The 20,472-nt window shown below is 69.8% G+C and carries 22 protein-coding genes and 2 pseudogenes; 8 read left to right on the forward strand and 16 right to left on the reverse strand.

Going from position 1 to position 20,472, the window contains the following annotated elements:
- Positions 1 to 436: 436 nt before the first annotated feature.
- The 4 genes from NRK68_RS35460 to NRK68_RS35475 all read right to left on the reverse strand — a co-directional run bounded on the left by NRK68_RS35460 (position 437) and on the right by NRK68_RS35475 (position 3,867).
- Positions 437 to 676, reverse strand: coding sequence for a chaplin (locus NRK68_RS35460; protein ID WP_183068843.1), 240 nt, complete (start codon positions 674 to 676; stop codon positions 437 to 439).
- Positions 677 to 945: 269 nt separating this feature from the next.
- A complete protein-coding gene (locus NRK68_RS35465; protein WP_257858293.1) occupies positions 946 to 1,194 on the reverse strand; it encodes a hypothetical protein in 249 nt (82 codons plus the stop codon).
- 280 nt (positions 1,195 to 1,474) lie between these two features.
- On the reverse strand, positions 1,475 to 2,110 hold the full coding sequence (locus NRK68_RS35470; RefSeq protein ID WP_257858294.1) for a TetR/AcrR family transcriptional regulator: 636 nt from the start codon (positions 2,108 to 2,110) through the stop codon (positions 1,475 to 1,477).
- A gap of 140 nt (positions 2,111 to 2,250) precedes the next feature.
- Complete coding sequence (locus NRK68_RS35475; protein WP_257858295.1) at positions 2,251 to 3,867, reverse strand: right-handed parallel beta-helix repeat-containing protein; 1,617 nt, start codon at positions 3,865 to 3,867, stop codon at positions 2,251 to 2,253.
- A gap of 586 nt (positions 3,868 to 4,453) precedes the next feature.
- Here NRK68_RS35475 and NRK68_RS35480 point away from each other — a divergent pair.
- From NRK68_RS35480 to NRK68_RS35490, 3 genes and pseudogenes are all read left to right on the forward strand, one after another.
- Positions 4,454 to 4,931 (forward strand): annotated as a pseudogene (locus NRK68_RS35480) (ATP-binding protein); the annotation flags it as partial.
- Positions 4,932 to 5,012: 81 nt separating this feature from the next.
- Positions 5,013 to 5,516, forward strand: coding sequence for a hypothetical protein (locus NRK68_RS35485; RefSeq protein WP_183068888.1), 504 nt, complete (start codon positions 5,013 to 5,015; stop codon positions 5,514 to 5,516).
- A gap of 980 nt (positions 5,517 to 6,496) precedes the next feature.
- Positions 6,497 to 6,655 (forward strand): annotated as a pseudogene (locus NRK68_RS35490) (IS5-like element ISDge16 family transposase); the annotation flags it as partial.
- Between the two features lie 91 nt (positions 6,656 to 6,746).
- Here the strand turns inward: NRK68_RS35490 and NRK68_RS35495 are convergent.
- The 3 genes from NRK68_RS35495 to NRK68_RS35510 form a co-directional block, all read right to left on the reverse strand.
- Complete coding sequence (locus NRK68_RS35495) at positions 6,747 to 7,103, reverse strand: PRC-barrel domain containing protein (RefSeq protein ID WP_183068838.1); 357 nt, start codon at positions 7,101 to 7,103, stop codon at positions 6,747 to 6,749.
- Positions 7,104 to 7,585: 482 nt separating this feature from the next.
- Positions 7,586 to 8,038: a hypothetical protein gene (locus tag NRK68_RS35500; RefSeq protein WP_257858429.1), complete on the reverse strand. Its 453-nt coding sequence runs from the start codon at positions 8,036 to 8,038 to the stop codon at positions 7,586 to 7,588.
- Between the two features lie 910 nt (positions 8,039 to 8,948).
- On the reverse strand, positions 8,949 to 9,110 hold the full coding sequence (locus tag NRK68_RS35510) for a hydrophobic protein (protein ID WP_183068836.1): 162 nt from the start codon (positions 9,108 to 9,110) through the stop codon (positions 8,949 to 8,951).
- Between the two features lie 279 nt (positions 9,111 to 9,389).
- Here NRK68_RS35510 and NRK68_RS35515 point away from each other — a divergent pair, with 279 nt between their 5' ends.
- A complete protein-coding gene (locus NRK68_RS35515) occupies positions 9,390 to 9,566 on the forward strand; it encodes a CsbD family protein (RefSeq protein ID WP_183068835.1) in 177 nt (58 codons plus the stop codon).
- A 286-nt stretch (positions 9,567 to 9,852) separates the two neighbouring features.
- On the opposite strand, the gene NRK68_RS37025 is transcribed toward NRK68_RS35515, so the two are convergent.
- The gene (locus NRK68_RS37025; RefSeq protein WP_373024773.1) at positions 9,853 to 10,737 is read right to left on the reverse strand and encodes a DUF4241 domain-containing protein; all 885 of its coding nucleotides are present in this window, start codon (positions 10,735 to 10,737) and stop codon (positions 9,853 to 9,855) included.
- A 137-nt stretch (positions 10,738 to 10,874) separates the two neighbouring features.
- On the opposite strand from NRK68_RS37025, the gene NRK68_RS35520 reads away from it, so the two are divergent.
- Positions 10,875 to 11,018, forward strand: a complete 144-nt coding sequence (locus NRK68_RS35520) for a hypothetical protein (protein WP_257858296.1) — start codon at positions 10,875 to 10,877, stop codon at positions 11,016 to 11,018.
- On the opposite strand, the gene NRK68_RS35525 is transcribed toward NRK68_RS35520, so the two are convergent.
- A complete protein-coding gene (locus NRK68_RS35525; RefSeq protein WP_257858297.1) occupies positions 10,997 to 11,656 on the reverse strand; it encodes a hypothetical protein in 660 nt (219 codons plus the stop codon). The genes NRK68_RS35520 and NRK68_RS35525 overlap by 22 nt on opposite strands.
- Positions 11,657 to 11,928: 272 nt before the next feature.
- The gene (locus NRK68_RS35530; protein ID WP_257858298.1) at positions 11,929 to 12,186 is read right to left on the reverse strand and encodes an ATP-dependent DNA ligase; all 258 of its coding nucleotides are present in this window, start codon (positions 12,184 to 12,186) and stop codon (positions 11,929 to 11,931) included.
- Here NRK68_RS35530 and NRK68_RS35535 point away from each other — a divergent pair.
- On the forward strand, positions 12,106 to 12,345 hold the full coding sequence (locus NRK68_RS35535; RefSeq protein ID WP_257858430.1) for a hypothetical protein: 240 nt from the start codon (positions 12,106 to 12,108) through the stop codon (positions 12,343 to 12,345). The two genes, NRK68_RS35530 and NRK68_RS35535, sit on opposite strands and share 81 nt — an antisense overlap.
- Positions 12,346 to 12,657: 312 nt before the next feature.
- Here the strand turns inward: NRK68_RS35535 and NRK68_RS35540 are convergent, their stop codons facing one another.
- From NRK68_RS35540 to NRK68_RS35565, 6 genes are all read right to left on the reverse strand, one after another.
- The gene (locus NRK68_RS35540) at positions 12,658 to 13,143 is read right to left on the reverse strand and encodes a hypothetical protein (protein WP_257858299.1); all 486 of its coding nucleotides are present in this window, start codon (positions 13,141 to 13,143) and stop codon (positions 12,658 to 12,660) included.
- Between the two features lie 216 nt (positions 13,144 to 13,359).
- On the reverse strand, positions 13,360 to 13,929 hold the full coding sequence (locus NRK68_RS35545) for a hypothetical protein (protein WP_257858300.1): 570 nt from the start codon (positions 13,927 to 13,929) through the stop codon (positions 13,360 to 13,362).
- Between the two features lie 655 nt (positions 13,930 to 14,584).
- Positions 14,585 to 15,508 (reverse strand): NADP-dependent oxidoreductase, encoded by a 924-nt coding sequence (locus NRK68_RS35550; RefSeq protein ID WP_257858301.1) that lies wholly within the window; start codon positions 15,506 to 15,508, stop codon positions 14,585 to 14,587.
- A 105-nt stretch (positions 15,509 to 15,613) separates the two neighbouring features.
- Positions 15,614 to 16,009 carry a MerR family transcriptional regulator gene (locus NRK68_RS35555; RefSeq protein ID WP_183068831.1) on the reverse strand — a complete coding sequence of 132 codons (396 nt, stop codon included), beginning with the start codon at positions 16,007 to 16,009 and terminating at the stop codon, positions 15,614 to 15,616.
- Positions 16,010 to 16,019: 10 nt separating this feature from the next.
- Complete coding sequence (locus NRK68_RS35560; protein ID WP_257858302.1) at positions 16,020 to 16,559, reverse strand: hypothetical protein; 540 nt, start codon at positions 16,557 to 16,559, stop codon at positions 16,020 to 16,022.
- A 106-nt stretch (positions 16,560 to 16,665) separates the two neighbouring features.
- The gene (locus NRK68_RS35565) at positions 16,666 to 17,517 is read right to left on the reverse strand and encodes an NmrA family NAD(P)-binding protein (protein ID WP_257858303.1); all 852 of its coding nucleotides are present in this window, start codon (positions 17,515 to 17,517) and stop codon (positions 16,666 to 16,668) included.
- A 535-nt stretch (positions 17,518 to 18,052) separates the two neighbouring features.
- Here NRK68_RS35565 and NRK68_RS35570 point away from each other — a divergent pair.
- Both NRK68_RS35570 and NRK68_RS35575 read left to right on the forward strand, forming a co-directional pair.
- Complete coding sequence (locus tag NRK68_RS35570) at positions 18,053 to 18,928, forward strand: potassium channel family protein (RefSeq protein WP_183068828.1); 876 nt, start codon at positions 18,053 to 18,055, stop codon at positions 18,926 to 18,928.
- A gap of 793 nt (positions 18,929 to 19,721) precedes the next feature.
- On the forward strand, positions 19,722 to 20,420 hold the full coding sequence (locus NRK68_RS35575; protein ID WP_257858304.1) for a bestrophin-like domain: 699 nt from the start codon (positions 19,722 to 19,724) through the stop codon (positions 20,418 to 20,420).
- The last annotated feature ends 52 nt before the right edge of the window (positions 20,421 to 20,472 follow it).

Consider the following 20,472-nt stretch of genomic DNA (forward strand, 5'->3'; position numbering starts at 1 on the left):
CGACGGGGCAGCAACCGGGCTGGGCCCGGCAGGGTCCGTACGCGCTGATCTTGAGCCGGGAGGCCGGGCGAGCCCGGGTGGACGCTGGCGACGGATCAGCCGGACCGTTCGGGTATCGGCCCGGCGAGGACCGACTGGGACCAGGCGGACGCGGCCTGAACATCGTCCGGGCGCCGGGCGCCGGGCGCTGACCTCGTCACCCACCCGTCGGCCACGGAAAGCAGGTCATCGCCGTTCTCACCTGGGGAGAGCGTCGCGGGCCGCAAGGTGCTGCGGGGGCTGGGCAGACAGCCCCCGCAGCCGCCCCGACCGGCATGCGGAACGTCCAGCGCGAGGTGTCCCGGAGGCCGTCTCGTGCGTGGTGCCGGACGGGGAACCGGTCCGTGCCACCGCGTCTACTCGGCAGCACGGTCCGGGGACTTCGGGTGGGGCCGGGTCAGGCGTTGACGCAGGTGTTGCCGAACGCCGGGTTCAGCAGACCGATGACGCTGACGCTGTTGCCGCACGCGTTGACCGGGATGTGGATCGGCACCTGGATGAGGTTGCCCGAGCCCACGCCCGGCGAGCCTACGGCTGCACCCTGCGCACCCGCGTCGGCCGCCGCCAGGGAAGCTCCCCCGATCACCACGGCACCGGCCGCAGCGGCCACCGCCAGGCTCTTGAGCACACGAACCATCGTCTTGCCTCCAAGGGGAAAAGGGTTCCCGGCCGGTGCGGAAGTCCCGCACGGCCGGTGAAGTACCGGGAACTGCCCCGGGCCCTCATCCCGCCCTTCGTGCTCCCCCGGCCTGCGGCTGGGCCCGGACGGGCGGATTCACCCGCCCGGGGGAACGGACCGCCGGCTGGGTGACGGCGCGCTCCCATCCGCCACGACGCCCCCTCCGAAGACTCCAGCCGCTGCCTTCCGGCTCCGCCGCTCCAGCGGCCGCGTCGGTCTCGCCGCGGTCATGCGGCAAGTGGCCCGTGGCGCCCCGTGCCCCGTATCAGGACCTGGGCCTCCCGGCCGGAGGGCAGGCGCAGCCACAGACAGGCGGTGCGGCAGTCCACTCCGGCCCGTCCGGAGCCGATCTGCACAACGGTGCCGGTGACCTGCTCCGGCTGCCGGCGGGTGCGGCCTTCGGGCGGTACGACGGTCCAGCCGGTCACCGTGCCGCCGATCTCGTACGGGCAGCGGGCGCGGGTCATGGTGGTCACCTCTCCCCCGGGTGCGACTGGTCGGCATCGTCGGGCAGGCGGGCTTGCCGGGCACCGGTGAACGCGTGTCCGAGGTCCCGGTATTCGGTCGGCGCCGGCGGCGAGGAAGCGGGCGAGGCCGTCGGCGGCGCCCTCCCGCGGGCCGGGGCTCGGGGCCCGTGCGGGGCGGGGAGCTTGGGGCGGGGTCCGGCGGGCGCGGTGTTCACCGTCTTCCTCCGGGGGCGGTCCGGGGCGGCGCCGGCCCCTGTCGGGGCGGCAGGTGGCCAGTGGACGCCCGGACTTACCGGAGAAGCTTCAGGGCTGTAGTCGCCAGTCTTTGTGCGGTGAGGTGTTGTTCGTCGGCCGGCAGGATGAGATGGCTGATGGTCATGCGGACGATGACGTCGGCTGCCATCTGCAGGGACTCTGTGCGCTGTTGGGGGTATCGCGTGGCCAGCCAGCCCTGGACGAGTGTCTGACCGGCATCGAAGATCGGGTCCGCTCGGGCGGTGAGGTAGGGCAGGAGGCTGTCGGAGCCCTTTCGGGCGGCTGTGATGACGGCCCTTATGAGGGGCTGATTGTCGGCCTCCTGAAGTACGTACAGGATGGCCGCTTCGAGGCAGGCATGGGAATCGGGCACGCCGGGATAGAGGGCATCGGCCACACCCGCCAGAAACTGCTGGGTCTCCAGGATCACCAGCGCACGGCCCAGGCCGGCGCGGTTGCCGAATTCCTTGTACACCGACGGGCGCGACACTTCGGCGCGGGCGGCGACGGCCGAGAGGCTGACCTGGTCCCAGCCGGCTTCGCACGTGAGGTCGCGAGCGGCCTCCAATACGCGCTGCCTCGTCTGTTTGCGCCAGGCGACGCGCGGGGGGTCGGGTACCGACCCACCTGTGAGTGTCGCCGCTTCGATCCGGTGCCGTGCCGCCGCCATGGTCGCCAGTCTGTCAAGGGTCGAAGCCCGTTCGGCGAACCGGGCTCGTGCGTGCAGGTGGAGCGGGCGCGCGGTGGTGCCGGCCCTTGGAGAGGGGCGGGGCCGGCACCACGTCTTGGCGTCCCGGGGATCCGCAGGGATCAGGAGCGCTTGCGTCGTGCCACGAAGAGGAGGCCGCCGCCGAGGGCGAGGATCACCGCTGCGATGCCGAGCGGGATCGCCGGGTCGGAGCCGCCTGTCTCTGCGAGCGGACCGCTTGCGCCGTCCGGCTTCAGCCCGGAGCCGCCATCGGTGCCGTTGGGCGCTTGTGCGCCGGGTGAGCCGGCGGGGTCACTTCCGGCGGACTGGGCGCTCCCTGCGGGGGCGTCACTTTGCCGGCCGGGGGAGGCGGTCTCGGAGGCACTTCCGAGGATGCCGCTGTTCTTGGCGCCCAAGCCGTAGGCGCCCCTGTCGGGCGCGCCGCCGGCCCGGCGGGCTCCGGTGAAGTCGGTGGTGACCGCGGCGAACGGCGTACCCGTACCGGCGGCGGGGGAGCCTCCGCTCAGCCGGAAGTCCGCGTCCGCCCCGGTGCCCGGTCCGGCGAGCTTCGGATCGGCGATGACATCGTTCGGACCCTGGACCTCGGGGGACTTGCCGCCGAAGTAGATGTTGTAGTCGTAGGTGACGTCCACATTGCGGGACTTGCTGTTCGTCGCTTGCCCCGCCCGGCCGTACGCGATGTTGTTGAGCAGCCGCACGTCGGTACTGTCATGCGCGAAAATGTTGGCGTAGCTCTCCATGCGGGTGCTGCGCCCGTTCGCGAAGGCCGTGTTGTGGACGATGTCGACGTGCTGGCTCTTGTAGGAGTGGATGCCCGAGCCGCCGTTGTCGTACGAGAGGTTGTTGGCGACCAGGACGCGTCCACCGTAGGCGGGGTGATCGGCGTCGCCCTTGAGGGTGTCGATGATGATGCCGTTGCCATCGGAGTAGCAGCCGCACTTCTCCCATTTGATCTTGGTCTCATTGTCGTGGACGCGGTTGCCGGTGACGCGGATCTTGTACGTCCCGGCGTCGCCGCCTCCCACGTCGCGCGGGGTGAGGACGGAGATTCCACTGGTTCCGTACACCGCGTACCAGGAGGTCCCATGCACGTGGTTGCCGGAGATGGTCAGGTGGTCGGAGTTGATGGCTGATATGCCGCCGCCGGCGCAAGCGTGCACCTCGTTGCCGGTCACCTCGACGTGGTGCGACAGGGCACCCGTGGACCGGTCCTGTTCCACGGAGATGCAGTTGGTGTTGTAGGTGGGGTCGCCCTTCTTCGATTCTCGTTCGGCTCCGGCCAGAGTGAGGGCTCCGTTGTTGCCCTTGACCTCCAGGTTTTTGATGGAGATGTAGGAAGCGCCGTAAACGCTGATGCCGTTCCACGCCTTCGCCGGGTGGATCACCGGATGGTGGCCGGGATGAGCGGTGAAGGTGATGGGCGCGCCGGGGAGGCCGGAGCGCTTGATGGTCAGGACGTTCGACCCCGCTGAACGCTCGGAGTACGTGCCGTTCATGATGGAGACGGTGTCGCCCGGCTCGACGCTGTCCGCGGCCTTCTGGAGGGTCCGGAAGGGAGCTTGGGTGGAGGTGCCCGGGTTGCTGTCATTGCCGCTGGGACTGACGAAGTACGTGCGGGCTGCGGCGTGCGCAGTACCGGCTCCCATGGTGGCGAGGCCGATCGGGGCTGATGAAGCGAGCAGTGCTGCGGTCAGGGCGAGGGTGCTCGTGCGTTTCACTGTTGCCTGGTCTCCCAGTTTGTCCTTGCGAAGCGGCTGGCGCCCTCCGTCGGCCGTAGCCGCGAGCGGAGAGCACGCAAAGGGAGGCATTTCGTCGGTATCGCCGCGCCGGGGCAAGGCGCCGGGAAGTGAAGCCCGGGGACGCAGTCCCTCCGAAGTCCGCTGTGAGGGGGGTGAGTTACTCGAGCGACAGTTCCAGACGCGAAAAATGAAGGCAACCCCGGACTCTCTGTAAACATTCTGACAGTACGTCATTCATTTGCTCTGTCGGGCTGCCGCCGCAGAGGGACTGCACGGCGCCCGGCCGGCTTCCGGGACCGGCCCGGGGGCGACGGCAACCGCCGCAAACCTGCAGGGGGGCAGAAGCTGGAACGGCACCTGCACGCGAACTCGTGCTACCGGCTCGGCTCGAAAGCACCCTTCGGGCGGCCGGACCGACCGTCGTAGGCGTGCCACTCCGTCGACGACGGCATACGGCGGCACTGCCGACGTCGTAGTACACCGGCCCCGGTTGGCTCCCCCCCTCGGCGGGCACCCCACCGAACCCTCATGCGCCGCAGCCGGGTCTCTCAGCGTCCGGTCCACCATGGCCAAGTGCGACGACCGGGCCCGTCACCGGTCGGAGAGGCGGATCAAGGCAGCCGGCTTCCCGCTGGAGAAGTCGCTGCGGGCCTTCGACTTTCGACGCCAACCCGAACATCGACCCGGCCACCATCCACACCCTCGCCAGCTGCGAGTGGATCAAGAAGAGCCAGCCACTCTGCCTGATCGGTGACTCCGGCACCGGCAAGTCCCACATGCTCTTCGCTCCCGTGTCGATCTGCTCTGCATCGACGAACTCGGCTGCATGGAACTCGACCGCCATGGCGCCGAGCCCCTCTTCCAGGTGCTGACCGAACGCGAGGAGAAGAACAGTGTCGCGATCGCCTCCAAGGAGTCGTTCGGCGCTGGACCAAGACGTTCACCGACCCTCGGCTCTGCGCGGCCATCGTCGACCGGGCTCCACCTTCAACGGCGCCATCATCGAGACCGGCACCGACTCCTACCGCCTCGCCTGCACCCGGGGTCCGAACCGAACAATCCGCAGCGGCCTGCCCCCTGAAGCCGCTGGACTGCTGGTCAGGGCACCTGTCAGGCTCCGCCTCGTGGAGATACTCGATGTCCTGACCGGCATGGCGAAGACAGGTCGGTTGGGCCCGGTGTTCAGCGGGGCCGACTGGAACGATGTGACCGCGGCACTCGGCGAACCGTGGGACATCGGAACAATGAGCCGGAACAGAAAGTGGCCGCGGCTCTTCGCTTACGGAGACCTTGAGCTGAGTGTCTGCCGCTGCCGCAAGGTTTCCCTCATCTGCGTTCAGACCTGGCGTGACGTCGTCGAGCTCCCTCCGTCGGTTGCCGGGGGAACGGGCACCTTCCCGGCCGGGCTCAAGCACGCGGACGTCGTCTCCGCCTTGGGCAGGGCCGGCTGTTCCTGGGAGCCGCATGCTCGGCTGACCTTCGGCAACCAGTGCTCGCTCACGGCGATCGCGTCAGGAGCGAACTTCACCTTCGAGATCCCCGAGGGCGAGGAACCCGTGCTGAACGTCATGGGCCTGCCTGGCGACGGACACGACTGCTTCGCACGGACCGCAGGTTGCGGAGGGTGAGGGTGTTGTTCGATTGCAAGGAAGGGGTACGAACCCCGGGCCCGTCACCGCGCTCCCCGACCACCGCAGGCATGAGGCCCCGGTCCGACTCGGCACATACGCTGTCGCCACGGAACTCAGATCCTGAAGCTGGAGGACCGGCGGCCTCCCTCTGAGTCAGAAATGGCGCTCCCTGGTTGGCTCAGCGTTCACGCATTCTGGTCCACCACCAGCCGGACATTGCCCACTCGATGTTGTTGGGTTCCGGCAAAGTGCGGCGCTCGAACTCCTCATCGATGCGTGTAATCAGTCGGCCCAAGTCCCGTTTGGCTCCGGGAGGCAGTTGTCGAATCGCCGACTCCAGGTCATCACGGGCATCTTCCACTTCTATGCCGGGCGAACAGGCCTCGGATGCGTTCAGATACCGTCCGGGCTGCTTGAAAGCCGACTCGAAGCGAGAGAGCGCATCAGCGACCGCATTAGGCCACATCTCCTGGTCTTCGACCCGGCGGATCGCTGCACGAGTCCGCGCGGAGACGCCACGGACCCTCAGGACTGGATACTGCCATCGTGGCCGCCACCGCTCTGCGCGGACGGCCTCCGCCGCGAGAGCGACTGTTGCTCAGGGGCGAGAGCACCCAGGTGCTTGCTTCGGGACCATGGTTGTGCTGCGCACAAAGGGGGCCGGGGTGGTGCCGAAGTCCAGGGTCAATCTGTACGCGGCGATCCGCCGTGATTCGCTCAGACCTGTCGAATCGTGCTCTCCAGCGCAGCGTGGCACGTCGGGAGCCTCCACCGATCAGCGCTCTCGGATTCGCCACCACCACCAGCGGCCCGGCCTCACGCGTCGGGAGCACGTCGACCACGCAACGGTCTTCGACGCTGGTCGAGGCGGTGGAGTAGGTCTGGCGCCGACGAATCGCGAAGTCGTCCACGCCCAGGACACGTGGAGTGCTGAACCGCGGATCGGGCAGTGCCATGACCTGCGTAATAACGACAGCCAGGCCGCCCGCCTGCGCAAAGGGTCACGCGGCGGACGGCCACCCGGCTTCGATCAAGAGCGGTACAAGAAACGCAACACCGTCGAACGGGCGATCAACCGGCTCAAGCACACCAGAGCCGTGGCCACCCGCTACGACAAGCGCGGCTACGCCTTCCTCCGGGACCGCGACCGCCGCAGCCCTCGTCATCCGGCTCCGCACATGATCGGCCGGACAAGTCCTGAGCGGCGGTGGTCTCAAGGGTCTGGTCTCAGAGGCGGTTCGACAGGTTGCCGTAGTAGCCGCCGACCTCACGGTGGTACTCCTCGTTGCCGAGGTGCTTGTCCTTCTCGAACTCCGGAGCCGCCTTGATCTGCTCCTTGGTCCAGCCCACGTAGATCTTCTCCTCCTGCACGTCGACCCGGTCGATCGTGCCCGCCGGCAGAAGGACTTCCTTACCGAAGATCCACGGGCCGGTGTCGACCACGACGTACGACGAGCCGACCTCGTCGGAGTGCTTGTCGACCTTCCCGATGGAGCCGTCGGCCGCTTCGACCTTGTAACCCGTCAGGTCGGTCCCGACCGTACGGCCGGACGTCTCGCGGTAACCCCACACATTCTCGGTCATAGCAACAATCCCTCCACGTCGTCTCCTCGGAGCGCGAGCCCTCAATCCCACGGGCCGCGCCGCCGTCGCACTCGCGCCTGCCCCGAAAGGCGCAGCCAAACCAGGCGCCGCCGGATTCAGAGGGGTCGATGTCGTCAACCAGCCACACTGCGCCCGGGTCCCTGCCGCTGACCCGCTGTGCTGGGATTAGGCATACAACGAGTTGACGGGTGATCACGCCGAGGCCGCCGCCTCCCCCCGCCCCCAGGCCCCTCCCCCGTACAGCTGCCGGAGGGGCGGGACGAGGCAGCGGGGCCACGCGTGGCCCCAGCGGCGCCCTGTTGAGGCGCCCGCGCAACGCCCCGCCGCCGGCTGCTCCCTCACGGTCCAACGCGCCGCGGCCGTCGGAGCCGGTGCCGGAGAAATCGGCCACGGTCAGGAACGCTTCGCGGGTGCGGTGCCCGGCCCTCTTACGGCCCGGGGCGTCGTTCTGCAGTCAGGAGTCAGCCAAGCAGGTCGTGGCCCACACCCGGCCGGCTGACGTCGAGCAAGTCGTTGGGGTCGGCGAGGGTGTCCAGGACGGTCCGCTCGCCCCGGTGGCCGGAGAAGCTGGTGTGTGCCGTCTTCCTCCCGTCGTCGGCGTAGCCCTTGACGCACTTCGCGCCGGCCCACTTGCCGGTGTCGGTGGTGTCGGCGATGAAGTCCTGGAAGGCGGACCCCTGGCCGGCTGCGAAGTCCTCATGCTGAGTGGGGACCTCGGAGTACAGGCGGACGACCGGCTTCGCCATGCCACGGTCAGGCCAGTCGACCCTGACCGAGGCGATCTTGTTCAGACCGGTCGCCTTCAGGGAGTAGGTACAGCCGTCCATCGGCAGGACACAGCTGTCACCCGTGTGACCGCTACCGCTGAACAGGGTGACCTCGGGCCGCACCGCCTGCCGGGCAGAATCGGACATCGTGTTCCTCCAGGATCGGGAACCTCAGCCCTACCCCTTCGGAAACTCTCCGTAACAGATGGACACTTCCCGTGAGGGTGCGATGGTGGGACGGGCCTGTGCCCCTGGGTAGTGCCCCGGGGTGGTGCCCCTCCCCCGCGCTCGCCATCCGCGCTGGGGCGGGACGCCCTGCCTGGACCGACACTGCCGGACCGCGGCCTCATCGTGGTGTCGCCGGAGCGGGCGAGCATGAGGCCGCGGTGCATCTCCAGGTGCGTTGCGAACCGGGGCCACGTCGCGGGGAGCTCCGCGGCCGCTGCGTCCCTGAGCGGCCACCGCAGTGGTCTCGTCGCCGAAAGACGGACGGCGAGCAGGGATGGGAAGACGTTGACGCGTCGGCGGGGAGGGCGTAGTCGGAGGTCTGCTCGTGCGAGCCGGCCCGGTCGAAGACGCGTCGGCCCTCGGCGAGCAGGCGGCGGGCGGTGGCGTGGTCGCCGCGGAGGGCTGCCGGGTGGGCCTTGCCGAAGACGGTGTTGATGAGGGCGAGGGAGGGCTGGCTGTTGCTGAGGGCGATTGCCTGGTCGGCGAACACGTCGGCGACCGGGAGGACGGCACCCTCGTGGCCGAGGGCGATCGCGGCGCGGACGCGGACCCAGAGCCGGGTGGCGACGTCGCCGGGGGGCTGCGTGCGGGAATCGGCGGGCCGGGGCGGCAGGCGTGTTGGGAGGCGAGCAGGTTCCCTGCTGAAGCACGGCGGCCGCCCCGGCACAGCCGGATACCCCGCGTCGCTATCCGCACGGCACCACCTCACCCGGACTGCGCTCCGCGCGCGTCTGCGGTGCGCGGTCTGCAGTTCCGTGCCCGGGCATGCCGGTGGGCCCACCCCCGTGACGGGGGTGGGCCCACCGGCATGCAGTGCTCGGGCTGCCTGCTACCAGCGGTACCAGCGGCCGCTGCTGTTCTTCGGGCGGGCCACGAAGCCGATCAGCCACAGCACCAGGACGGCGAGCGCGACCCACCAGAGGATCTTCACCGCAAAACCGGCACCGAAAAGGATCAGAGCAAGCAGAAGAACAAGAAGCAGGGGAACCATAGTTATCAACCTCCGAAGCACCGACTGCCCGACCGACCGGCATCCATGCACATGATCCTTATGTGTTTCTTATCCACGCAGGCGGGCAGACGCGCGCCCGGCTCCTCCCTCGCGGCCCGCCCCGCCTCGATCCGGCGCACCGCGGCACGTCCCGACGGGCCGAGTGCCGGAGCCGACCGGTGGGGTCCGGCATCGGCGGACCGATTCGGGGGTTTGGGCCTCGGGATCGTGAGAAGGCGAGTCGTCACGACCAACCCGGTACTACACGAGGAGGTCCCCATGTCGGGCACCGAGAAGACCAAGGCGCAGGCCGAGCAGGCCAAGGGCAAGGCCAAGGAGGCCATGGGCCGCATGGTCGGCAACGAGCGGATGACCGCCGACGGGCACGCCGACCAGGCCAAGGGCAACGCCCGCCAGGCCAAGGAAGACGTCAAGGACACCTTCCGCCGCCACTGAACCATCCCCTGCCGCGGCCCTGACCCGCGGCACCTGCTGGGCCCCGGCCACCCCCCTGGTCGGGGCCCAGCCACGTATCGGACCAGACACCGGAGCACCAGCCGTGGCCGAGCGTAACGGGATCCGACCCTGATCGCGATCTTCCGAAGTCGTTCCAGTACCATGTCCCGCTCGTTGCAGGGCTCGGAGACCGAGCGCCACTGCCCATCGGAACCGGCGTCGACCCACCAAAACCCGGCGGTCCTCCTCGGTCTCTTCCCCCGCCATCGTCATGCCCGCCGCAAAACTACGACCGCTCGGCCGCGCCCAGCTCGGCACACGTCTCCCACCCACTCGTCCCGGGCCTGTTCCGCAAGGATGTTCGGCCACGCGAGCGGATCCGGCGCGCCGCGTGCCACCCCCTCGCTACGGGCCGTCGGGGATGTTCCGCCCGGCGAACGCACCCGCGGCGGTCATGCTTTGGCGCCGGGCATGCCGCTGGTGACCACGATCGCCGCCACGTCGCCGGTCTTCGTGCGGCCCAACCAGACGACGCCGCCCGACTCGGCCCGAACGTGACCAGATCGGCTTGCTGCGACTCATCGCGTACGCGTTCGCACCCGTCGGCCAGCTGCTCGGTTTCGAGCGGGACCCCGTCCATGAACGTACGAAACCGCGCGGACAGGGTCGTCCACGCGCCTGCGTCGGCGAAGCAGCCGACATTGGCATCGGAGAAGAAGCGGGGCTCCTCGCCCGGCTGTAGCCGGGCGATGTCGTCCTCGACACTCAGGCCCATCTCCCATCCCACGACAGGGTCGTCACTGATGCACAGGCGCGTCGCGGCGCACTCAACGCCATCCACGTGCTCGCCCATGAACTCGTACGGGCCCGCCGTCCACGCGATCTCTACCCGGTAGACACCCGGGGGAATGCGCACAGCCAGCTCCCGCGGGGGCCTCGTCGGCAGCCCCCTCCCGTACTCATAAACCTGGTCGTCGTGCCATGGCGCATCGACCACGAGCCGACCACTCGGTACGCGGATCGTCGTCAGCTCCTCGATGCCCGTCACGACTACCGGCGTCGTCGGATCGTCGTACACCGTCCCAAGGTGAGCACCGGGCGTGAAAGCCGCCTCCAAGTACCAGGTGGCCTCAGGCCCGGCTGCCAGCCGCGCGTTCCCGACCCACGCCATGTCTTGCTCCCTCCTCGCCACCCGGCCGGGCGGTCCCCCGCAAGCTACGTGGGCCCGCTGACATCGGCTCCTCTGGCAGGTCGGCGTCGGCCGTTGGCTCAGTCAGCGGTCGAGGAGTGCGTTCGAGGAGTGCGTGCATGCGAGGGACGGGGAGGGGCCGCGCCCGAACCACCGACCTGGTGTCCCTCGCATGCGGCCTCCAGCCCACGGCCCTCGGCCCGATGCTCGGCCTCCACCCGATCACGGCCGTCCAGGTGGATCAGTGCTGGTCGAAGATGTAGCCGTGTCCTTCCCCGGCCGGGCAGGCAAAGATCCGGAAGTCGCCCCACCTGCCCACCGTGATTTCAGTGGTGTTGTCGCTGGCCACGGTGAACAGCAGGCGGCACGGCGCGCCGCAGGTCTGGCACAGGATGTCGTAAGGGTGGGTCAGGTGCCAGGTGGGCCACCCGCCGAACTTGATCCCGGACACCCTGGTGATGACGTCGCTTCCGTCCCCGGTCGCCTCCGCATACTCCTGAACGGCCCTGACGAGTTCTTCGTCTGGCAGGGCCTGCGGGTAGGGGAAGTCGACGAGGGGGACCGGGGTGAGCGTGCACGGCGCCGGCGTGTATCCGTAGTCCGGGTCCTCCTGCCGTACGGGCGATGGGGGCGACGCGAGTATGCGCGTCACGTCCGCGCTGTTGCGCCAGCGGATCTCCGCGACCGGGCTGACGTCGGCGTGCGGAGCCGGCGGATCCCAGTGCACGTTGGGGCACCACAGCAGCTGAAACACGTCCTTGCCCTCAGGCCACCAGTCGCCCGGTGCATCCTTCCGATACACCTGCGCGACCACCACCATGGCCGTCGCCGGTGTCCCGGAACCGGATTTCTCGTCCGGGACGTCGCAGCACGGCCACGCCTCGTCGGCCGGCCAGAGCAACGGTCCACCCACGGAACTCTGGTGGACGGTCGGTTCCCCCCGCTCGGGAACCAGTACCACGGCCGGCAAGGCGTAGGGTGCGAGTCCGGGCACTGCGGCGACGATGTCCTCCGCGGAAGGCCTGGCGTCATAGAACGGATCCATGGCCGGAGATTAGCCAACCCCACCGACAGCGACTCTGGCCGGTCCACTGCCCCTCCTGCGCCCGCTTCGGGTGCGGCAGGCGGCGCACACCAAGACCTGTACCCCCGATACGTGGGGCCTCATATGCGTCAGGGAAATCGAGGAAAGTGCAGTTGACGGGCAACCCCTCGGTACGCAGGCAACCGGCCGTTGAGGGGCTTGACCACGATCCCTTCGGCCCCGACGTCCGTCCAGGACTCCAGCCACTCCCGCGCTGTGGCCAGATCCGTCGTCTGCGGGACAAGCGTCCACGGGGCCGTCAGGGCATGCTCGGTGAACAGGTTCTCCAGCAGGGCGCGGCGCTCGGCGTACGGGCGGCCCAAGAGCTCCTGGCCGTCGTGCTGCAAGAGGTTGAACCCGTCACCTACCAGATGGTCCGCGCCCACATCGCCACCCTCCGCAGGGCTCCGGCCGACGCGCCGCCGTGGCCGCCGTCGGTGTGTCAGGTGACCGGCTGGCTCACCCGACACCCCACGGCCCTGACCGAGGAAGAGCGGCCGGACTGAAAGAGGTCCTCGACCTCGAACGCAGGAAATCACCGGCCCGGAGATCGCACACCGATATGACGCTCCGTCACCGCTCCCCGAGATCTGTGCCAGAACCCTGCTCGGCGGTGACCCAGGTGCTGCACTCGGCCGCCTCCACCCCGGCCCCCACCGCCGTGGCGGACGACTTGGGGCAGGCGGCGCGGCTGCGGAGCGTACGAGGGAGCCGGGCCTCGGTGGTGGGCCGCTCCCGTGTGCCGCAGGACCGGCATGTCGATGTCGAGCCAGGTGACGTGTGGGCTGTACCCGTCGTGCTCGTCGGGTCTGAGTCGATCACGCACTCGGCTCTGGGTCTGATCCGTGAAGCGGCTCTCCAGGGCGTGGTGCATGGATGCAGCGCACGCGCTTCACCATCACCGCCGCCGGGAGACCGGTCAGGAGGAGGGACAGTGCCACCGGGAGCACTCCCGCCCACACCGTTGGTGAGACGTACGCGGTGCCGGATGTACCGTCCACCAGCCTCGCGCGGACCGGTTGCGAATCGATGTCGCCCTCGACGGCGACGTCGAACGACGATCCGCCGTCGTCCGGGGTGAAGACGCCCGAGCAGGACGTCGTCGTTCCCGCATTGGCCACGGTGTTGTCGTACGTCCGGCAGTCGGCTTCGGTCACGGTGCCGCGCTCGCCCCACAGCGCCGCCCGCAGCTCTGCGGTGAAGTTCGTCAGTACGACGTAGGCCAGAAACAGCCCGACCAGACAGGCCAGCGCCAGCCACGGGGCGGGTCCGACTTGCTCCGGCCTGCTCTGTTGCCCGTCCATAGCGTTCCCCACCCCCACCCTCGGATCGCCGACGGACCTTCAGGGTGACCGATCCGAGGTGCCCGCGGAAGCCTTCATGACGTGCTGGTGGGCTCGCACGATCGTCAAGTCGACCGCCACCGGCCATCGATGTCGTCGGCCGCGCCCTTCTCCGCCCGGACCCGCTGTCGGGACGTTCCTACAGCGGAAGGGCGCCACACGAAGGAGGTGCCGCTCTCAGGGGGCCACGCGGCCGATGCGGGATGCCAGGGCGTGGGCGCGGCGGGCAGTGGCAGAGAGCGCCGCGCGCGCCTGCCGCCGAAGCCGGGGTGGGCCCATGAGCGGTGTCCGCATCATGCACAACGCGAAGACCAGCTGCCCTATGGCGTAGACGGGCAGGAGCGGTGGGAGGGCGAGCAGGAACCAGAGAGGGAGGAGCAGGAGCCCAGCCAGTCGGCCTCGGAATGCGATACCGGTGTGTCTGCTGGCCAGCCCGTAGATGAAGCTGATCAGGATGGACGGGATCCCGAGGAATATGACGAAGAGCAGCAAGCCACTGGCGCCGAATCTCAGCTCCGCCGGCAATGACGCCTCCACAGCCCCCCAGGTGATCGCCAATGTGATGGCATACCGGACCACCAGCTCGACGAACCGTAGTGCGATGACTCCCGGGTTCCGCTGCGGTGTGCCGGCGTCCACAGTCTGCTCCTTCAGGGCATGCCTGATTAAGGCGGCACGCCACAGCGGCGAGCAATGCATGACATCCTGCCAGCTCCATTGAACACGTTCAATATCGAGTGTGATCACAGCAGCCCTCTTTGGACCAAGCGGGCAGTTTGCCGGGTGCCGGCCCGGTAGGGCAGCCCTGCAGCTGAGCCACTTACGCCCAACGCGCAGGCAGAAACCGCACCAGTTCCCACGGTGCGTCAGAGGCCGCCCGCGCCCCGGCCGGCAACCTCCTGCCCAACCGGAGATTCCGGTGGGGCAGGAGCGCACGCGCTGCCGCCCCGCCTCTGTCACGGGGCGGCGGGTCCGGCGTGTGGGGCGGGCTCGTGGACCACGGTGGTGGCCGCACAGTACTCGGCGAGGCCGACGGCGGCGAAGGCGAGCAGCGCCGGCAGGGTGAACCATCATCTGGGTAGCCGCTCTGCTGGGTTGACGGACACTCAGGTGGGTGCGCGATCACGGCGGAGCGAGGGCCAGGGCCAGGGCCAAGCTGCGAAATGTGGGTGGGCGACGCTTTCGCTGTCCCAGGGGCCGCCGGGTTCCGCGGCATGGGCGAGCGGGAGGAGGTATCCGGTCGCCGGGTTGCCCAGGGCAGGAGGCTGGCGCACACGGCAGCGTCTGATGCGCGGCGTTTCTGGGCTGCTGCCGGGTCATGGCCCTCGTCGCGGTCACCCCAGTGCTCTGTCGGCGTCGTCCGGAATGGGATGGTCGACAGCGTCAGACGGCCGGGCCCTTCTCATGTCATCTTGATGACAACCTTGCCGGAGGTGTGACCGTTCTCGACGGTGGCGAGGGCGCTCGGGGCGTCGGAGAGCGGATGGACCGCGGTGATGACGGGTGCGAGGAGGCCATCGAGGGCCAGCTGGGCCGACCGCTGCAGGTTCTCGCGGTCGACGCGACGCTCGACGAAACGCCCACCGAGATCGGGCACAGACATATCACCCACAGCGATGACGTTGCGGGGATCCTGGGCCAGCGGAGCGACCGTCCGCAGCGAGGTGCCTCCGGCCAGGTCGACGATCCCGTCGAAGCCGTCCGGAACCAGTTCGCGTGCCGCGGCGGCGACGTCCTCGGCGGTGTAGTCGATGAACTGCACCCCGATGGCTTCGGCGTGCTCGCGTTTGGCGGTACTTCCGGTGCCGATCACACGCAGCTCGCGCCCTATGGCCAGCCGGGCGACGGCGAGGCCGACCCCGCCCCCGACTCCGTTGACCAGGACCGTGGCACCGGTCGGGAGGCCGAGCTGGTCGAGTACGTCCACCGCGGTCGTCCCGGCGACCGGCAGCGTCGCCGCCACGGTCGCGGACAGCCCCTCCGGGATGCGCGCGGTGTTCGGCGCGGACAGCACCGTCGTCTCGGCGTAGGTGCCACCACTGGTGAGTGCGAAGCCGAAGACCGCGTCACCCACCTCGAGTTCGCTGACGTCCTCGCCCAGGGCGAGGACGGTTCCGGCTGCCTCCATGCCCAGCACGCGGGGAAACGGACGCCCGCCGTCGAGCCCGTCGACCAGACCGGAGCGCAGAAGGTGGTCGAGGGGATTCACCCCGGCGACGTCAACCTGGATCAGCACCTCGCCGCGACCGGGGACGGGGTCGGGACGATCGAAGAACTCCTGCACCTCGGGCCCGCCATACCTGCCGAAACCCCATGCCTGCCCCATCTTCCGCCGCCTCTCGTATGACCGACCCGGTGATTCCGGGCGTGTCGCCATCCTCATCTCTGACATTGATGTGAGGGGCAAGCGGCTGAGATGCAGATCACAGCATCAGGCCGGCTGTGTCACCGGTTCCGGGGCCGTGGACAGCTCAGCCCGGTGTCGGCTGTTGGCCGTGATCAGCACGTCGAGTGCATCTCGGGTTTCGATCAGGTGCGCGATGTCGGCGTCGATCCGGTCGCGCTCGCGCATCATCGCCGTGAACGTCTCCTCGGCGACGCCCAGGTCACCCGGGACGTCCACACAGGGCAGCACAGTGGCGATCACCCTGCTGGACATACCCGCATCGAACAGCCGTCGGATGAGTGACACGCGCTGGACCGCGGCATCGGGATAGTGCCGCTGCCCAGCGTCGGAGCGTGAGCTGGTCAGCAGGCCCTGCTCTTCGTAGTACCGCAGTGAGCGCGGACTCACGCCCGTGCGCTTGGACAACTCGCCTATCCGCATCCCTGAGAGCCTACGCCCGCGTGCTCCAGGTTCGGACCGCCGTCGAGTCATGGACGCTCGCGGACACCCGACAGCCGCAGGGTTGTCCTCCCGCTCCCACGACTGCGCACGTTCGTCCGTACACGCCTGAGCTCTCCCCGGTACGCCGACACGGACTGCTACGCGTCATCGGCAACGGCCCCGTCCGCCGTCGTCGGTCCCACGTCTCGCGGTGGACGCTCTGGTCGTCCCCGGTGGGCTCCCGGTCGGCGTGAACGCGGACCGGGCTGGGGCTGGTCTGCCACGGCCGGGTGCCGTCGTAGAGCGGGGTGAGCAGGACACCGATCGCCGAGGACTCCTGGCGGCGGCCCGTTCCGGTGGAGCCTTCGTGGTGTCTGAGCTGCACGAAGGCGGTGAAGGCGACCTGGATGTCGCGCCCGGGGCGGGTGGCGGCGCCGACGATGAGCTGCTGGGCGAGGGGCCGGTCCAGCATGCGGCGGAACCGTTCGCGCTTCCACCCGGCCGCCTCCTGCTCGGCTACACGGGCCTGCTCGTACGGGACGTCGGCCACGTGGTCAGAACCGCGGCCGGTCCCGAGGCCGCCGCCTGCGCGGCGACCGGAGGAGGGCTCACCCGGGCCGAACTCCGGTCACGCGCCCCCGGCGGCGCAGCGCCCGTCACCGACGGACGCCCGAGCCGCCGGGGGGAGGAACGGGCCGCTCCCGGAAGCGGTCAGCGTGCTCGGCCGCCCACTGCGCGAACGTGCGGGCCGGGCGGCCGGTGATCCGCTCGACGGTGTCGACGACGGTCGTGGAGTCGCTGGTCGGGGTGGCGTACCAGCCCACCACGTACTCCGCGTCCGCCCGGGACACGCCGGTGGCGATCAGCCGGTCGAGGGCCAGTTCGTGCGTGATCGGCACGAAGTCGATGGCCCGGCCGGTCACCCGGGACAGGATGGTGATGCGCTCGCGCGGGGTCAGTGATTCGGGCCCGGTGAGGTTGTAGGCGCGTCCCGCGTGCTCGTCGTCGAGCAGGGCGGCGGCTGCGACCGCCGCGATGTCCGCCTCGTGGACGAGCGCGCTGGGAAAGTCGTACGGTTCCCGCACGACGCCTTCGGTCCGTACCGATTCGGCCCAGCCGAGGGTGTTGGACATGAACTCCTGTGGTTCCAGGCGCGTCCACTCCACCCCGGATTCCGCGACCGCCTGCTCGACCGGTCCCACGCCGCCGCCCCACAGTACGGTGATCCGCCGCACCCCCGCGTCGACGGCCCGCCGCACCAGTTCGGGCCCGACCTCGGCGAGCCCCGCCGTCACGGTGATGTGCAGCCGGGTGGCACCGGCGAGAGCCGCGTCCAGCCCCGCTGGTGCCGTGTGCGTTCCCGGCACGAGCTCCACCCCGGCCGGTAACCTCCCCGCGGCGGCGGCCGGGTCACGGGTCAGCGCCCGTACGGCCTCACCCCTGCGGACCAGCTCCGCCACGATATGCCGCCCGGTGTTCCCGGTGGCCCCTGTCACGAGTGTCGTCACAGTCGATCTCCTTTCGTCGGCCCAGACGCTAGGACCTCGACCGGACTTGAGGTCAACCCCCGTTCCGCCGGCGGCCACCGGGCCCTGCCGGACGTCCTTCACGCACACGATCGTGTCGGCGAAGGTGTCCGCCCCATGGGCCGGATCGAGCGGGACGCCTCCCGCTCACGCAGCATCACGCGCTCCGGAGAACAGGCTCTCCGCGGGTGCAGAAGCTGAGGTTGATACGGGCCCCGGGCGCGGTGAGGTTCCGCGAGGCAGGTCGTGAGCCGGCCCGGTCCGTGGACGGCGTGGCGGACCGGAAGCTCGGAGCCGTCGGAACAGGGATGGGGCCGCAGCATGCTCACGGTAGAGCGGTCCGGCCACCGGATCGTGGAGGACGTGGTAAGCAAGGCGGCCGAGCGCCGGATCCTCCGGGCGCGCAGCTCCACACTGTGTTTGAGGTGGGGCATCATGGCCGGCGCCCAGTGGGTCTCCCCGTGGATGGCCCGCCCACGACGGGGTAGGGGGCTGCGGCGGATGAAAGGGGAGCTGGGTGGACTGGCTGGTCAACGCCGCAGGGGCGGCCCTGGTGCTGTTCGTCCTGCGGGATGTCTTCCACACCCTCTGGCATCCGACCAGTCACGGCGGGCTGAGCAGGCTGGTCATGACCACCCTGTGGCGCGTCTCCGCCCCCGGCGCCCGGCGCCGGCGGGCATCGGGGCTGGCCGGGCCGACCGCCATGGTCGCCGTGGTGGCGGCGTGGGCGCTGACCGTGGTCGTCGGGTGGGCGCTGATCTACTGGCCGCACATGCCGGACGCGTTCACCTACGCGACCGGGCTGGAACCCGCCGAGCATGCGGCCTTCACGGACGCCTTGTACATCTCGCTGGTCAACATCTCCACCCTCGGCCTCGGCGACATCGCGCCCGCGCAAGGGTGGCTGCGGATCCTCGCGCCGCTCGAAGCCCTCGTCGGCTTCGCGCTGCTGACCGCGGCGGTCTCCTGGACCCTCGGCATCTATCCGGCACTCGCTCGCCGCCGGGCGCTGGCGCTGCGCCTCTCCCACCTCGCCCGCTCCCACCCCACAGCGGAACAGGTCGACACCGACGCCGGAGCCGCACTCTGCGACAGCCTGGCGGCCGGGATCTCGGTCCTGGCCGTGGACCTCATGCAGTACGCCGAGTCCTACTACTTCTACGACGGAGACGACCGCACCTCCCTGGCCCGTCACGTCGGCTACCTCTGGGACCTGGCCGACCAGGCGGCCGACGCCCGCCACGCCGACGTCAAGCTGGCCGCAGCAGTACTGCGCGCCGCACTGCAGGACCTCGCCGACATCCTGGACCAGCGTTTCCTGCACACCCGGGGCACACCACGGGAAGTCTTCAACGCCTTCGCCGACGACCACGGGCGCCACTCCGGCACTTGAGGTCGCCGCCGAACTCGCCGTTCCACCCGCGAAGAGCGCCAGGCGCTCCCCTCCCGGTCGACCTCCCCGGCGGCCGCGTTGCCCGATGCGGGGTTGTGGGCCCACTCGACCGGACACGGCGGAGGCGATGGCCACCGAGGCAGGCGGATCCGGCTGTGCGGGTCGTCAGGGTCTGGCGCTCACATCGTTGCCGGGCTGCTTCTTTTGTTCTGGCGGTGGGCTGCGGGTGCCATGAGCACGCCCCCACCTCTGGCAGTCGCCTCCCGGGGAGCCGCTCAACGGCGCTCGTCCGGGCCCGGAGGTTGACGGCGACGGGGGCGCGCCGCGAACGTGCCCGCCATCTGGGAAGTGGACGACGAGCGGGCAGGCCGCCGCGCCGGCGGGGTGGGGAGCCGGTCGCCGGTCGCCGGTCGCCGGTCGCCGGTCGCCGGTCGAGCAGATGTACTGGCCCCGGCGTCGACCGGCCGTTCCCGGACCGGCTTGCCCGTCCGGCCCGGCACCGAACATCCCCGGGAAGTCGTCGCGGAGCGGGGCCGCCTCGCCGGGGACCCTGTGGTCTGGCTGGGGGAAACGGTGTCCCTCGTGGGGAGGCGAGGGAACGTTTCCACCGTTCCGTCCGCCACGCCGGCATGGAAATGATCTTGTTACCCCGGTAGGCCGCCGGGATCCGGCCCTTCCCCGAAGGTGGCCCCGTGCTCCTCGTCATCGTCGTCGCCCTCCTGGCCCTGCTCGCGGGACTCGCGCCAACCGCTGGCTACGGCCGCGGCTGGTCGACTCGGCCGACGACGAGGGCATGGCCGTCAAAGACCTCGTCGGCCCCCTGCTGACCATGACCGTCCTGCTGCTGTCCTTCGTCCTGGTCACCGCCAACGGCTCCTACGGCAAAGCCGAAGTCGCCGCACGCGGCGAGGCCCGCGCCCTGGACCAGCTCGTCGAGACCGCCGAGTACGCCCCTGCCGCCGAACGGGCACGCATCCAGGCCGCCGCCGTCTGCTACGCCCGCGCCGTCCGCGCCCAGGAGTGGCCCGCGATGGCCGACGGCAACGGCTCACCCGCCCCCAGCATCTGGTCGACCGACGTCCGCCAGTCCTTCAAAGGCCTGGCCGGCCAGCCGGTCTTCGGCATGCTCGTCGCCGCCGACAACAAACGCTCCGACGAACGCGAGGAACGCCTCACCCAGGCGACCTCCAGCATTCCCCCCGTCATCTTCTGGTTCCTCCTCGCCACCCTCGTCATCACCGTCACAGCCCTCGGAATCTGCCTGCCCCGCAAGAACAACCGGGGCCAGACCGTCACCCTCGTCGTGATCACCGCCCTGCTGACCACGGCCCTGGTCATCATCCGCGACGTCGACCGCCCCTTCGGCGGCATCATCGACATCACACCCACCGCGATCACCGAGGCCGAACGTCAGGCCCACCGCGACTTCACCGCCCACCATCCCGCCACCGACCTGCCCTGCGACAACAACGGCAACCGCCAAACCGCCTGACCCCTGCCCGATGGACACGGACGCCGCTGCGGAATGTTCCCTGCTCTCGCGC

It is taken from the genome of Streptomyces yangpuensis, from assembly GCF_024666385.1.
GTDB classification, from domain to species: domain Bacteria; phylum Actinomycetota; class Actinomycetes; order Streptomycetales; family Streptomycetaceae; genus Streptomyces; species Streptomyces yangpuensis.